Here is a 15400-nt window from a genome sequence, read left to right as displayed (position 1 = left end):
CGTGGCAGTACCTTATTTACAAGTAGACAACCTGACCAAGTCCTTCGGCGACTTGGTTCTTTTTGAAAATATATCTTTTGGCATTGCCGAAGGCCAGCGTGTGGGACTGATCGCCAAGAACGGTACCGGAAAAACAACCTTGTTGAATGTCATCGCAGGCAAAGAAGGATATGATAACGGAAATATAGTTTTCCGTCGTGACCTTCGTGTCGATTATCTGGAGCAAGACCCGCAATATCCTGAAGAATTGACCGTCCTTGAGGCTTGTTTTCATCACGGCAACAGTACCGTGGAACTGATAAAGGAGTACGAACGTTGTATGGAAACCGATGGACATCCCGGGATGGATGAGCTTTTGGTGCGTATGGACCAGGAGGAGGCATGGGAATATGAACAGAAAGCCAAGCAAATCCTTTCCCAACTCAAAATCCGTAACTTCGACCAGAAAGTGAAGCAGCTCTCCGGCGGACAGTTGAAACGTGTCGCCTTGGCTAACGCCCTGATTACCGAACCGGACTTGTTGATTCTTGATGAGCCTACCAACCACCTTGATCTGGATATGACCGAATGGCTCGAAGAATATCTCCGCCGTACCAATCTCAGCTTGCTCATGGTGACGCACGACCGTTATTTCCTCGACCGTGTCTGCTCGGAGATTATCGAAATAGACAATCGGCAGCTTTATCAATATAAAGGGAATTATAGCTATTACCTCGAAAAACGTCAGGAACGCATCGACGCAAAAAGTGTGGAGATAGAACGTGCCAATAACCTCTATCGTACCGAACTTGACTGGATGCGCCGGATGCCGCAGGCACGCGGACATAAGGCCCGTTATCGGGAAGATGCTTTCTACGAACTTGAAAAGGTGGCGAAGCAACATATCCGCAATGATAATGTGAAACTGGAAGTAAAAGCCTCTTATATCGGCAGCAAGATATTCGAAGCCGATCATCTTTATAAGAGTTTCGGTGACTTGAAGATTCTGGATGATTTCTCTTATATTTTTGCCCGTTATGAGAAAATGGGAATTGTAGGCAACAACGGAACGGGAAAGTCTACATTTATCAAGATACTCATGGGGCAGGTACAGCCTGATAGCGGTACGGTGGATATCGGCGAAACGGTTCGTTTCGGTTATTATTCGCAGGACGGTCTCCAGTTTGACGAACAGATGAAGGTGATTGATGTGGTACAGGATATTGCCGAGGTCATAGAACTGGGCAACGGCAAGAAACTGACGGCATCCCAATTCCTTCAACATTTCCTGTTTACTCCCGAAACGCAGCATAGCTACGTTTATAAATTGAGTGGAGGTGAACGTCGCCGTCTGTATCTCTGCACGGTTCTGATGCGTAATCCCAACTTTCTGGTGCTTGACGAGCCTACCAACGACCTGGATATTATAACTTTGAACGTGCTCGAAGAATATCTTCAGAACTTCAAAGGTTGTGTCATTGTGGTGTCACACGACCGTTACTTTATGGATAAGGTAGTGGATCATTTAATGGTATTCAACGGACAGGGAGATATCCGTGACTTTCCCGGAAATTACAGTGATTACCGAGATTGGAAAGATGCGAAAGCGCAACAGGAAAAAGAGGCTGAGAAACCGCAGGAGGAGAAGACGGCCCGTGTCCGTCTGAATGATAAGCGGAAGATGAGCTTCAAAGAAAAACGTGAGTTTGAACAACTGGAAAAAGAAATAGCCGAACTGGAAACGGAGAAGGCGCAGATTGAAGAACAGCTGTGCAGCGGTACGCTCTCTGTGGACGAACTGACCGAGAAGTCAAAACGATTGCCGGAAGTGAATGACCTGATTGATGAAAAGACTATGCGCTGGTTGGAACTCAGCGAAATAGAAGGTTGAATTCCGAATAACAATAAACCCGAAAATTCTGATAACCAGATACCCCTGATAACATAAACCTTTATGACAAACCTGACCAATTATCATAGTCATTGCCTGTATTGCGATGGACGGGCTAATATGGAAGATTTTATCCGCTTTGCTATCAGCGAAGGCTTTACTTCCTATGGCATTTCTTCCCATGCCCCGTTGCCGTTCTCTACTGCATGGACAATGGAATGGGATCGGATGGATGATTACCTTTCTGAATTCTCCCGTCTCAAAGAAAAGTATGCTGATAAAATAGAATTGGCAATCGGCCTTGAAATAGATTATCTGGATGAGGACAGCAATCCTTCTTTGCCTCGTTTTCAGGATTTGCCGCTTGATTACCGGATCGGTTCGGTACACATGCTGTATTCTCCGGAGCGGGAAATCGTGGATATTGATACTCCGGCAGATACTTTCCGTCAATTAATAGACAAGCATTTCGATGGTGACTTGGATTATGTGGTTCACCTTTATTATAAGAATCTGCTTCGTATGGTAGAATTAGGGGGATTTGATATTGTAGGTCATGCGGATAAGATGCACTACAATGCTTCCTGCTATCGTCCGGGGTTATTGGATGAACCGTGGTATGATACATTGGTTCGCGGATACTTCACGGCCATTGCCGAACACGGCTATATTGTAGAAATCAATACCAAGGCTTATCATGAACTGGGAACATTCTATCCTAATGAACGATATTTCACTTTCTTGAAAGAATTAGGTGTTCGGGTGCAGGTCAATAGTGATGCTCACTATCCGGAAAGGATAAATAATGCTCGTGCTGAAGCTCTGGCTGCTTTGAAGAAGGTAGGTTTCACTTCGGTAGTAGAGTGGCATGATAGAAAATGGGAGGACACGGGAATATCAGTTCCTCGGTGACCGGTTATTTATTTGTAAGTTGGAGTGCAAAAGATTCGTGAGACACGATTTCTTTCTTTTTTATATGAATGATATAAGTGCCTGGTTCTGAGATAGCAATCGGATTATCATTGTCTATTAGTAAATTGGTAGGATGATAAACACTTGCGTAACATAGATCATTGATGATGGCCGCTTGTGCTTTTTTGTCATTGCGGATGATATGAACGGAGCGACTGTCGAAATCGCGCACTTTTTGTTGTGTGGTGGCTGGAAGTGTCAGATATACATAAGATGCAGGTGCATCTTTACGGTGTTTTAAGTAAACTGAGAATAATTTACTTTTTAGAATTTCGGGTTTGTACATTCCCATAAAGTCTTTCCATTGTCCTTCTTTATTCTCGGTCAGAGTGATGCAAGTGTCCGCCTGCAAGATGATATATCCAGTATTATCATGGAAAATCCGTTTATTGTCATCAGACCATACTTTGCCTTTGCTGAACCGTTGGTCAATAGATGTCATAATAGTGGCTGTGCTGTCAGCATGGATGTTGCTTCCCATACATAATACATAGTTATCCGTAAATATCCAGGTTTTATTCGCCTCCAGTTTGTTACGTTTCAGCTGCATGGCAGTAATTCCGGTATTTTGGTAAGTCGTTCCTCCTACATAGGAACTGTGATTTCGCGCATCTGTTTTATTGGGATTAGGAATAGGCGCATTGCTTTCATAAGTAGTAATCCCCGGGATTCTTCTCCAATTCCAAAAAGGAAAAATGTTATGGTATTCATCTCCATGCACATACGTATACAATGCACCGTCGGCCATGTAATATCCTTTCAGGTTATCCTCGTTCACCAGTTCCGTGCCGATTACTCGTTCGGAAGCCATACGTACGGAAGCCAGCCAGGTAGGAGTACGGTGAACGGTATAGTCCGACTCCCGGAAATGTTTGTTTCCGGTGAATGAGTTGGGGACTTGTGAAAAAGAAGAATTTCGAAGAATCATTTTCTTTATTTGATCGGCAACTTCCGGTTCGCTGCTTTTCATTAATGAATGTGCGGCAAATAGTAAACTAAATCCTTTGTCAATATCTGCGTTGCGGAATAGTTGGCGGTTAAGCGCATTTACATCCCAATATCCCCTCCAGATAATCCATTGGTAACCTTCTAGTAGCAGGGAGGTGAGAATTCTTTGTTGTTCCTGTGAAAAAGCAAGGGTAGTGCCGGTAAATAGTTCCGAATAGAAACTCATATTGCATATAAAAGACAGACCGTAATTGCCAAACTGTTGTTGGGGCCCGTGCTGGTGAAAACTCCAGTCTGCTTTGATTCCTTCTTTTTGTCCGAGAGTTATTTCAGAGGCAATAACTTTCCGTGCTTCTTTTGCCAGTTGCCAGTCATTCTGCAATAAAGCTCTGATTAGTACATTACCTGCCAACCAAACTTTGTTCTGTCCTGTCATGCCGAAGGATGAATTCATCATTACTTTGATTGCGCCTTGTTTTTCCGGTTCGCTCATTTCTTGTTCGAACAATAGGAATGCGGGCCCGAGTGTACGTGGAATGCCGATTTGATTATACCACCAATTTTTGCATACCAGTTTTCTACTGAACCAGAAATTCATTGCTTGATGAATGGCGTTAGTCAGTCGGGCTCTTTCAGACGGTTTAAGTATCTGCTTTTTCTGGTAATGGTATTTAGTGAGTTTCAATATCCGTTCGGTATGTTTTTTCGGTTCCCACCCGGAACGTTTCGTATCTGCGTAGTTGATATCTTCCCATGAACCGTCCGTATGGAGAGTATTTATTAAATGTTTGATTTCTTTAGGGGAGATAGGATATAGTTGTTGTAACTCAATTACATTCTGATCCGAAGCTTCCTTCTCTGGAGGGATTGTTGATAATTGCCTAAGAAGCACCTCCTTACCTTTATCTTTGCCGACAGTGGCATTTATATAGTTTCTTTTGATTAAGGCGACTGAGTCATTGAACGCTTCTTGTGCATCGAGCGGTGCATAGCTTAATAGACAAAGAAGTAACGAGAGATAAAGGTAAGAGGGTGTGATTTTCATATTTTCTATTCTAGACTGTTTTCGGATTGCTTTTCTGTATTTTATTTATTCTGTCCGTTTGCAGGCATTCGCCAGGAAAAACTCATTCAATGCATCTTCGTAATTTCCGTGAATCAGAATATGATGATTGCCCAATGGATTCTTCAGGAAATACTCGGCGGGAGTATTCATACGGATACGTACCTGTGTACGGCACATATTGATATAATTCGTGTTTTCGGATAATGTTCCCGTGGACAAGTAATATTCATCCAGACATTCGCCGCCACATTTAATAATAGTCACGTCTCCTGTTGGAAGTAAGCCTTGGATAGCAATACCTTTTTCTGTCTCGAAGTGGTTGCGGATAATGTATCTTTCCGTTTGTTTAAGGCCTATGGTACAGTGAGCCAATATAAGCTCGTTGGTGCGGGAATTAATCATGGAAGGATTCGCCATGAATCCGTCTTTTCCGGTTAATGACTTCACGGCCAGCAAAGTAAATATCGACTGAAGATCCCCTTCACAACCTGCCATTATGCCATCGTCATTCAGCAAAGATAATGCCAGACAACCGGTAGTGTCGATTTGCTCAATCAGTTTGAAACAACTGAGTGTCAACGCCTCCAACTTTTCTTCTTCGCATACTTTCTTAATAGCCCGATATAATCGCATCGCTTTGATTAAATCTTCGGGAGTTCCTTCACGGCAGGCAAGAGCTTGTGAAGCAACGGCGGCACAGGAAGCACCTACCTGTTCATCTGTGATTTGTTGAAAATGTTCATAAATTCGTTCCAATGGAATGTCTATGTATTCGATACCCCAACGGCGTTTTGCCAGAAGATAGTCAACATTGCTGGCGACCAACCAGGATGAAGGTGTTCCGATAACTCCGATGCGTTTGCCGAATAAAGAACGTTGTGCCCGGAAATTATTATAGAGTATATGTACACGTTGTATGATTGCCGGTAATTCACCGTGAAGAATTTCGCTTTTCATTCCTCTTCCGCGTAACCATGTAGATATCTCCAGAGCGGCTGCAAGTGAGTTTTGCATACCGTCGGCCAGTAAAATGGCAGGGCGGGGAAGTCGTTCGAAATGTTGGATGACCAGTCTTTCTACTCCGCCGGTAGCGATAAAAATAATCTTGAAATCATCACTCGTCAACTTGTCCATATCCTGATAATCGACAAGCTTGACAGTATAATATTTTTCGAGTTCGCTTAAAATCGCTTCATGCGAACTGCGCAGCGTGGCTTGTTTATGAAGTAGTGACGCAAATGAGATAAGGTGTATGGTCATTATGATATTGTTTTAAGTTTTCCGTATGACAAATGTATAGCTTTATTTTCAAAATCCCATAACGTTTTTAACCTTGCTAAGGTTTTTAAAGTTTTTATGTCTCTGTATTCAAATTATTGCGTACATGTAGTTAAAATTATGCCAACCATATCCATTCGCGGAAACGAGATGCCTGCATCTCCTATCAGAAAACTGGCTCCTTTGGCAGACGCTGCCAAGCAACGCGGAGTTCATGTATTTCACCTGAACATCGGACAGCCTGACCTGCCCACGCCTCAGGTCGCGATTGACGCGATACGCAACATTGATCGCAAAGTGCTGGAGTACAGTCCCAGCGCAGGTTATCGTAGCTATCGCGAGAAATTAGTAGGATATTATGCAAAGTTCAATATCAATCTTACAGCAGATGATATAATCATTACATCGGGTGGTTCGGAGGCGGTGCTTTTCTCTTTCCTTTCCTGTCTGAATCCCGGGGATGAAATTATTGTTCCGGAACCGGCTTATGCCAACTATATGGCATTTGCTATCTCTGCCGGAGCGAAGATCCGCACTATCGCCACGACTATCGAAGAGGGTTTCTCACTTCCGAAAGTGGAGAAATTTGAAGAACTGATAAATGAACGTACCAAAGCTATCCTGATTTGTAATCCGAACAATCCGACCGGTTATCTGTATACCCGTCGTGAGATGAATCAGATTCGTGACTTGGTGAAGAAATACGATTTATTCCTTTTCTCCGATGAAGTATATCGCGAATTTATCTATACCGGTTCGCCCTATATTTCTGCCTGCCATTTGGAAGGCATCGAGAATAATGTGGTTCTGATTGACTCCGTTTCGAAACGTTATTCGGAATGTGGAATCCGTATCGGTGCGCTGATTACCAAGAACAAAGAGATACGTGACGCTGTTATGAAGTTCTGTCAGGCTCGTTTGAGTCCCCCTTTGATCGGACAGATTGCTGCCGAGGCTTCATTGGATGCTCCGGAAGAATATTCACGTGAGACCTATGATGAATATGTGGAACGTCGTAAATGCCTCATTGACGGATTGAACCGCATTCCGGGTGTTTATTCTCCGATTCCTATGGGAGCTTTCTACACGGTGGCGAAACTTCCGGTAGATGATTCGGATAAGTTCTGTGCCTGGTGTCTTTCAGACTTCGAGTACGAAGGGCAGACAGTCTTTATGGCTCCGGCTTCCGGTTTCTATACCACTCCGGGCTCCGGTATCAACGAGGTTCGTATTGCTTATGTATTGAAAAAAGAAGACTTGACCCGTGCGCTTTTTGTCTTGCAAAAGGCTTTGGAGGCGTATCCGGGAAGAACGGAATAAAAGATGTCTCTATCACTTTTCATAGCCCGGCGTATCTATCGTGAAAGCGATGGCGGAAAGCAGGTATCACGTCCTGCGGTCCTCATTGCTATGGCGGGTATTGCTATCGGACTGGCTGTAATGATTATAGCGGTAGCGGTAGTGATCGGGTTTAAAAGTGAAGTGAGAAATAAGGTCATTGGATTTGGCTCGCATATCCAGATAACGAATCTGGATGCGGTCAATTCTTATGAGACACATCCGATTGTTGCTGGCGACAGTTTGATTGCCGCCCTTTCCGATTATCCTGAAGTGAGTCATGTACAACGTTATTCTACCAAACCGGGAATGATAAAAACAGACGACGCCTTTCAGGGAATGGTGCTGAAGGGTGTTGGACCGGAATTTGATTCCCGCTTTATGAAGGAATATCTGGTCGAAGGAGAAATTCCCGTTTTCAGTGATTCTGTATCTTCCAATCAGGTGCTTATTTCCAAGGCTTTGGCTACTAAGATGAAGTTGAAGCTAGGAGATAAAATTTATACCTATTATATACAAGATGAGGTTCGTGCCCGTCGTTTGACGATTGTCGGAATCTATCAGACTAACTTCTCCGAGTATGATAATCTTTTTTTATTGACTGATCTCAATCTGGTGAACCGCTTGAACGGTTGGCAGAGGGAGCAGGTGAGCGGAGTGGAATTGCAGGTTCGTGATTATGATAAGTTGGAAGACGTAACTTATGAAATCGCTATTGATACCGATAGTCAGCGGGATAAGTTTGGAGGCATATATTATGTACGGAATATTGAACAACTGAATCCCCAGATATTTGAATGGCTTGGCTTATTGGATATGAATGTATGGGTGATTTTGTTCTTAATGATAGGGGTTGCCGGATTTACCATGATTTCCGGTCTATTGATTATTATCATTGAACGTACTAATATGATAGGAATCCTGAAAGCGTTGGGAGCTGACAATTTCACTATTCGTAAGACGTTTCTTTGGTTCTCTGTTTTTCTTATCGGAAAAGGAATGCTGTGGGGAAACGTGATCGGTCTGGCATTCTACTTTATTCAATCTCAATTCGGAATTCTCAAACTCGACCCGGAAAGTTATTATGTCGATACAGTATCGGTCTCTTTCAATATCTGGCTTTTTCTTTTGATTAATATCGGTACATTGTTGTCGTCGGTGCTGATGTTGATCGGTCCTTCTTTCCTGATAACGAAAATCAATCCGGCAAACTCTATGCGATATGAGTAAGTCTTCCTTCCGGATATAAGTAAACAGGTTTATTATCTTCTCATAAAATCACCTTTCCCTCGGAAAAGGCGGCATAGCTTGAAATTAAGAGATTGTATCGGTTGGAGAATATCGAATATGGGCAATGAGAAATAATATTTTCTGCCTCCCCCCATTTCTTTGGCTGTCCGGTTAATCACAATAGCTTGCGTTATGTAACGAAGCAGCCATATCAATAATGCAATACCTGCTACCAGCCAATGAAAGTTGAGTATGCCGAATACGATACCTGCCATACAGGCGACATAGAATAACAGGCGGGAAAATGTTTCGAATCCCGACAGGTAACGTTGTGCTCCACGGTAGAAGCGTGCGGTAGCCATATAACTAACTTTTTCTTCCTTCCAGTCTTTGTAGCGATAGACGGGCTGTATACGCATCGTAGCGTTGAAGTCAGTTTCTACGCGCGTATTCGTTTTGGTTACTATTTGATTAATGAACAAGTCATCTTCTCCGCGTTGCAGGTTCAGATATTTGGAATATCCTTTTTGTTTGAAGAATAATTCTTTACGGTAAGCCATGTTACGACCGATACCCATATAGGGGTTTCCGGCCAAGGCGAACCCCAGATAACGTAAAGACTGAAATAATGTATCGAATGCGATACGTTTGTGTAACCAGCCTTTGATACGGTCGTATCCGCTGTACCCCAATACGATTTGCGTTTGCGAAGTGAAGTTGCGCGCCATAAGTTTCAGCCATTGGTTACTTGCAGGCATACAGTTGGTTTCCGTAAATACAAGCCAGTCGTGCTTGCTGGCTTTGATACCTAATGTCAGAGCTAGTTTCTTGTGGCTGATATAGCGGGCGCTGTCCGGTGTAAAACTATGGTAGAGATGAGGATATTTTTCTTCCATGTATCCCAGCACATCTTCTGTTTCATCAGTGGAAGCGTCATTGATAACAATGACTTCGAACTGCGGGTAATCTTGTTCCAGAATAGCAGGCAGAATTTTACGCAGGTTATCAGCTTCATTGCGTGCACAAAGAATGACGGAAAGTGGAGGCAATTCCCGTGAGAAGTGGGTTTCCTCTTTGCGTACAGTCTTATTACGAACGTGTATCCGATTGTACAAACCGAAATAGTAAATAAGCTGAATGATAAAAAGAATACCTGCTGCCGATAAAAGAATCAGTTCGGCAGTATTGAATGTAAATGCTTCCATTGAATTTAAGTGTCGTTTTTACGCCCGCAAAAGTACGCATTTTTTCGATAGTTCCCTCATCTTGAAGGAAGGTTATTTCGCAAATCCAGATATTCTTTCTTGAACATATTCACGAAAAGGAAGAATAGCGAGAGTAATAACGGACCGAAGATGACTCCCATAAATCCGAATAACGGCAAACCGATGACAACTCCGAAAATAGTGATGAGCGGATGTGTGTCCGCCATTTTCTTTTGAAGGATAAATCGGATCAGGTTGTCGGATTGTGACACGACGATGGCTCCGTATGCAGCGAGCCCGATTGCATGGAACCAGTCTCCGCTAATAGCCAGATAAGCGGCTACGGGAAACCATACCAATGCTGTACCTACCATTGGAATAATAGTTGCGAAGCAGGTGAGGAAACCTAATAATAGTATATTGGGTGCTCCGAAAATAAGATAGCCTATCATGGCGACGCCTCCCTGAATGATAGCCAGCAGAGGAATGCCGATAGCATTGGAACGTACAATCATGTTAATCTCACGAATGACTTCCTGCGTATTTGCCTCATTAAAAGGAAGAATGTCGTTGACGTATGCTTCCATTTTTTTTCCTCCTATCAACATAAAGTAAAGCACGAATATCATGACGAATAGATTGACTGCAAGGCTGCTGGCGCCTTCCATAATTATCTGTCCGACACGAGGGAGGATAGATACGATGAATGATAGCGTATCTTTTCCCAATACATCATAACCGGTCTTTTCTTTAATAAATTCTGCTACTTGCTGAATGGGTTCGATAAAGGTTTGCGGAGCCAGATTTATATCCTGAAGTTTGTTTACCACCAGCCAGATTGTTAATCCCAGCGGAACAAGAAACACCATAATGGTTTCTGCCGTAATCAGTAATGCACTGATGTTGCGTTTCATTTTCCGCTTTTCTGTCAGATGATTCATGTGTGTGCGTACAAGTATATACATAGTTAATGCTCCCAGTAATCCTCCCAAAAAAGGAGTGATTTGCCGGAAGATGATAACTCCCATAAATAGAATAATGACAATGAGGGAATATTTCCAGTATTGTTCTTTGATGCTCATATCGTGCGATTCGTTCGTTTATATAATAATAAACACGAAAAGCACCGGAAAGGTTTGTTTTATAATGGCATATCAATATGAAAAATTGTTTTGCCGGGATTGCTTTCCTGAATGGTGAGATGCCCGTCGTGAAGGCGGATAATTTGTTTGCATAGGCTTAATCCGATACCGCTGCCTTCTGATTTGGTGGTAAAAAAAGGAATAAATATCTTTTCCTGTAATTCAGGCGGAATACCCGGGCCGTTGTCCGCAATGTCAATAGATATGTGTTCGTCTTGTTGTGCATGGATGCTGATTCTGCCTTTTTCTTTTCCTTCCAGTGCTTGCATGGAGTTTTTCAGAAGGTTGAGCAGGACTTGGGAGAGTTGGTTCTCGTCACCTTTCATATAAATCGTTTTAGGTTTGCAGGTCAGTGTGAAGATGATATTGCTTTCTTTGAAGTCGCCGGATAAGAGTTCCCGGAGATTTTGCAGGGTTGCCGTAAGTGAGAAAAGTTTCTTTTCGGGTTTGGGCAGGTAGGAGAGGTGACGGAAGGATTCGGTAAATTGCAATAAACGTTCGCTTTGTGCTTGAATGATGCGAAGTCCGCGAACTGCTTTTTCGTTGATGTCCGGATAGGTGGACAGTGTTTGTGACAGGGAGATAATGGGAGCAATGGTGTTCATTATTTCATGAGTGAGCACGTGGCTTAGTTTGTTCCACGATTCACTTTCTTTGTCGCTAAGTTCGTCACCGATATCCTTGATAGACAAGAGCGTTATTGTTTCATCTTGTAGTTTCATCCGGCTTTGTGAAAGACTGAGATGCTCCTTTTTGCCTTTTTCTTGCAGTAAGGATTCCAGTTGTCGGTATCGGGTTAATTGCTGGCAGTCTAATAAGGAAAGGGCAGTGCTGTTTGCTATGATTATTTTTCCGGTAGAATCCCATGCTAATACACCGCTGGGCACTTCTTCCAAGAGTGAGCGGTAGAAGTGTTCCTGTTTGGAATATTCTGATTGAGTTTTGGCGAGCAGGAAATTGATGCGGTTGAGAGAGCGGTTCAGTTTTTCCTGTTCTTTACTAACGTTTTGTTCGGGAAAGTAAAGCATATTATCCTTGTCTTCTATGGCATCGAAAAAGACACGCAACTTTTGGTTGAATGAATTTAGTTTATTTACCAGCCTGCTGATTTGGAAGAGGGAACAGGTAATTAGTAATGTGCCTATTACAAATCCGCGTTGTGAGATGATAAGCCAGGCGCCTGTTCCCGAGGTGACGAGGATAAGCATGACGTGTAGTAGTATAACCCAATAGATGTGTCGGCTGAATATCATGCTGTTCAGAGTTTGAAACGTTTTAGTTTGTTATAGAGTGTCTGACGGCTGATTCCCAATTGTTCGGCGGCGGCAGTCAGGTTGCCATTATTTTGCAGAATGGCTGTTTCAATGGCTTGCCTTTCCACTTCTTCCAAATTAGGGATAGTGCTGGTGGTTTGCGGCTTCCAGGTTTGTTTTACCAAAATGTCTTTGGGGCGTATCACGTTGCCTTCACACAAGATAACGGCTTTCTCGATAGCGTGCTGCAGTTCCCGGATATTGCCCGGCCAGTGGTAAGAGCGTAGTTTCTCTATTGTTTGCTCATGCATTCGCATTTCCGGGCGTTGGTATTTCGAAGCGAAACGGTGGAGAAAGGTTTCGACGAACAGGAGTATGTCGTCTCCTCGTTCTCGTAATGGAGGAATTTCAAGGTGGATAGTGTTGATACGGTAGAATAAATCTTCGCGGAATAATCCTTGTTTCACCATTTCCGGGATGTCTTTATTGGTGGCGGAAATGAGTCGTATATCAACGGGGACGACTTTATTACTTCCAATTCGGGTGATATTCCTGTTTTGTAGTACAGTCAGTAATTTGGCTTGTAGTGCAAGGGGAAGATTTCCAATCTCATCCATAAAAAGCGAACTGCCGCTGGCAGCTTCGAATTTTCCCGGACGGCTTTCGTAAGCGTCCGTAAAAGCTCCGCGCTCGTGACCGAAAAGCTCGCTCTCAAAAAGGGATTCACTGATAGCTCCCATGTCGATACTTGACATGGGACGAGTATTGCGTGGAGACAGGCGGTGTATTTCTCTGGCCAGCATTTCCTTTCCGGTCCCGTTTTCTCCGGTTATCAGAATATTGGCGTCGGTCCTGGCTACTTTATTGACTACCTTTATTAATTGTAGCATGGCGGGAGAATGCCCTATCAGCATTTCAGGTTTGTTCGGATTGCCGGATCCTACGATTGAGTTTTTTGATTTTGAGGAACTTTTCCTGTTCGATTTATTATTGTATGCTTCCTTTATTTTCTGAACCAGTGTCCGGTTATCCCAAGGTTTGAGAAGAAAGTCGGTAGCTCCGTTCTTCAAAGCTTTTACGGCTAGTTCCACATCTCCGTAAGCAGTTAACATTACCACAGGGAGTGCGGGGCGGATTTCGTGAATATGTTTCAGCCAGTATAGTCCTTCGTTGCCGTTATTGATACCGGCCGAAAAATTCATATCGAGAATTACGATATCAATGGAAGTGGTAGTGAGCAGTGTTGTTATTTGATTAGGATTGGCAGCTGTGCGGACTGTACTGAATTCATTTTCGAGTAAAAGTTCCAGCGAAGCCAACACACTTTTATTATCATCTACTATTAAAATAGTTCCGGTTTCCATATATGTAAGATTGGGGGGGATCTGTCTGGGTTGAACGATTCTTTAAGTTTTTGGGTAAAGATATTCGTTTTTACTTTTACCTGCAAGAGAGTGTCCAATAATTAGACGTTTTATGATACATTTCCTGAAACATGACTTTATCCTATGTTTCGTTTAAGTAATATTTATAGCCTGAACGTTGAATAATGGCTGTTTGCACGCAGGTCATGGTGGCTTTTTATTGATAACGTCCAATTTTTAGACGTTATAGTGTGTAATAATTGGACGGGAACGATAAAATAATGTATGTCATCTATCTTGTAATCAGCGGTTTAAGTGCTGTGGCATTATGTTTGCTTTTTTAATTCATATAGAACACAATTGCATATATACTGAAGAATGAGGAACATTTTCTTTTTATTGTTTTTATTGCCCGTGGTTACGTATGCTCAATCTGCAATGAGTTTGGATGAATGTATCCGTTTGGCATGGAAACAGAATCCTTCTATACGGAATAGTGCCATTAACATAAAGGAAGCACGAACGGATTATGCTGCCGCTATCGGTACATTTCTTCCCCGCATAGTAGCCAACGCAGAAACAGGAAAGCGTTTCGGGCGTTCGATAGACCCGGATACCAATGGTTATACAGAAAAGACTTTTGAAGAAGGAACGATAGGTCTTGATATGACTTTGTCTTTGTTTGAAGGTTTTTCACGTATCAATCAGGTTCGTTTTCGGAAAATAAATCGGGAACGCAGCAAATGGGAACTGAAAGACAGGCAGAATGAACTCGCCTATCAAGTGACGGATGCTTACTACAAACTGGTTTTGGAAAGAAAACTCTTGAATTTGGCTTTGGAGCAAAGCCGGTTGAGCGAACGATATCTGAAACAAACCGAGACATTTGTGGAACTGGGCTTGAAATCCGTTTCCGACTTGCAAGAGGTAAAAGCCCGCAGGGAAGGGGATATATATCGTTACCAATCCCGTGCTAATAGCTGTCGGTTGTCATTACTGCATCTGGAACAGTTGATGAACTTTCAGTCGGGTGATACACTTGTCATTCAGGATACGATTGTCGAATTGAATAAACTCCCGTTGCTTTCACTCCCCTCTACGGAAACATTGTATAGACAATCGTTGGAAGTACTCCCTGCCATGCGTATGATTAGCTTAAAGCAGAAAGCTGCCCGCAAAGAATATGCAATGGCGGGCGGAGCTTTTTCTCCTTCTGTTTATGCCCGCTTTACGGTAGGTTCTAATTTCTACAACACTGCATTTTCCGCCAGGCAATTGCGGGATAATATAGGAAAATATATCGGTATCGGTATCTCTTTCCCTTTGTTGAGCGGTTTTGAACGTTTTACGAATCAAAGGAAGTTGAAATTGAACTTGTATCGCCTGAAGAATGAAGAGGAATTGGAGAAGCAACAGCTATATACTGAAATTGAGCAAACTCTTCTTTCCCTACGTGCCGGCTATACGGAACATCAACAGGTATTGCAGCAATTGAGCGCGGAAACTCTGGTCTTGAAAGAATCCGAACGAAAGTGGGAAGAAGGGCTTATCTCTGTCTTTCAGTTAATGGAAGCCCGTAATCGTTTTATTTCCGCCAAAGCAGAACTGGTTCGTGTGCGCTTGCAGGTAGAAATGATGATGAAACTGGAGAAATATTACCGGGAGGGAACTTTCTTATAAAGGCAGAGTTTATATATTTTGAATAACAAAGTTGATACTTCTTTAATAACTAAT

At 42.9% G+C, this 15400-nt stretch carries 11 protein-coding genes; 5 read left to right on the top strand and 6 right to left on the bottom strand.

Annotated features, from left to right (window positions below; translation table 11 throughout):
- Position 1: 1 nt before the first annotated feature.
- Together BHV72_RS11865 and BHV72_RS11860 are read left to right on the top strand one after the other, a co-directional pair.
- The gene (locus BHV72_RS11865; RefSeq protein WP_122264429.1) at positions 2 to 1870 is read left to right on the top strand and encodes an ABC-F family ATP-binding cassette domain-containing protein; all 1869 of its coding nucleotides are present in this window, start codon (positions 2 to 4) and stop codon (positions 1868 to 1870) included.
- 63 nt (positions 1871 to 1933) lie between these two features.
- Positions 1934 to 2782, top strand: a complete 849-nt coding sequence (locus tag BHV72_RS11860) for a histidinol-phosphatase (protein WP_122264430.1) — start codon at positions 1934 to 1936, stop codon at positions 2780 to 2782.
- Positions 2783 to 2786: 4 nt separating this feature from the next.
- Here BHV72_RS11860 and BHV72_RS11855 read toward each other — a convergent pair whose 3' ends face one another.
- Together BHV72_RS11855 and BHV72_RS11850 are read right to left on the bottom strand one after the other, a co-directional pair.
- Positions 2787 to 4835, bottom strand: coding sequence for a polysaccharide lyase family 8 super-sandwich domain-containing protein (locus BHV72_RS11855; RefSeq protein WP_122264431.1), 2049 nt, complete (start codon positions 4833 to 4835; stop codon positions 2787 to 2789).
- A gap of 45 nt (positions 4836 to 4880) precedes the next feature.
- Entirely contained in the window at positions 4881 to 6116 is a 1236-nt protein-coding gene (locus tag BHV72_RS11850) for a hypothetical protein (RefSeq protein ID WP_005677965.1), read from the bottom strand.
- 138 nt (positions 6117 to 6254) lie between these two features.
- Between BHV72_RS11850 and BHV72_RS11845 the strand changes: the two genes are divergently transcribed.
- Both BHV72_RS11845 and BHV72_RS11840 read left to right on the top strand, forming a co-directional pair.
- Entirely contained in the window at positions 6255 to 7454 is a 1200-nt protein-coding gene (locus BHV72_RS11845; RefSeq protein ID WP_005677966.1) for a pyridoxal phosphate-dependent aminotransferase, read from the top strand.
- A 3-nt stretch (positions 7455 to 7457) separates the two neighbouring features.
- Positions 7458 to 8702, top strand: coding sequence for an ABC transporter permease (locus tag BHV72_RS11840; protein WP_182316997.1), 1245 nt, complete (start codon positions 7458 to 7460; stop codon positions 8700 to 8702).
- A 32-nt stretch (positions 8703 to 8734) separates the two neighbouring features.
- Here BHV72_RS11840 and BHV72_RS11835 read toward each other — a convergent pair whose 3' ends face one another.
- The 4 genes from BHV72_RS11835 to BHV72_RS11820 are packed head-to-tail and all read right to left on the bottom strand — an operon-like array spanning position 8735 to position 13666.
- Complete coding sequence (locus BHV72_RS11835) at positions 8735 to 9907, bottom strand: glycosyltransferase (protein WP_022041839.1); 1173 nt, start codon at positions 9905 to 9907, stop codon at positions 8735 to 8737.
- Between the two features lie 56 nt (positions 9908 to 9963).
- Positions 9964 to 10989: an AI-2E family transporter gene (locus BHV72_RS11830; RefSeq protein WP_022041840.1), complete on the bottom strand. Its 1026-nt coding sequence runs from the start codon at positions 10987 to 10989 to the stop codon at positions 9964 to 9966.
- Positions 10990 to 11048: 59 nt separating this feature from the next.
- A complete protein-coding gene (locus tag BHV72_RS11825) occupies positions 11049 to 12302 on the bottom strand; it encodes a sensor histidine kinase (protein ID WP_122264432.1) in 1254 nt (417 codons plus the stop codon).
- A gap of 5 nt (positions 12303 to 12307) precedes the next feature.
- A complete protein-coding gene (locus BHV72_RS11820; RefSeq protein WP_286856086.1) occupies positions 12308 to 13666 on the bottom strand; it encodes a sigma-54-dependent transcriptional regulator in 1359 nt (452 codons plus the stop codon).
- A 378-nt stretch (positions 13667 to 14044) separates the two neighbouring features.
- Between BHV72_RS11820 and BHV72_RS11815 the strand changes: the two genes are divergently transcribed.
- Entirely contained in the window at positions 14045 to 15346 is a 1302-nt protein-coding gene (locus BHV72_RS11815) for a TolC family protein (protein ID WP_286856085.1), read from the top strand.
- The last annotated feature ends 54 nt before the right edge of the window (positions 15347 to 15400 follow it).

Source organism: Bacteroides sp. 43_46, assembly GCF_001915455.1.
GTDB lineage: Bacteria > Bacteroidota > Bacteroidia > Bacteroidales > Bacteroidaceae > Bacteroides > Bacteroides caccae.
The sequence above is the reverse complement of the archived record's forward strand: the minus strand, read 5'-3'. Positions and strand labels throughout refer to the sequence as shown.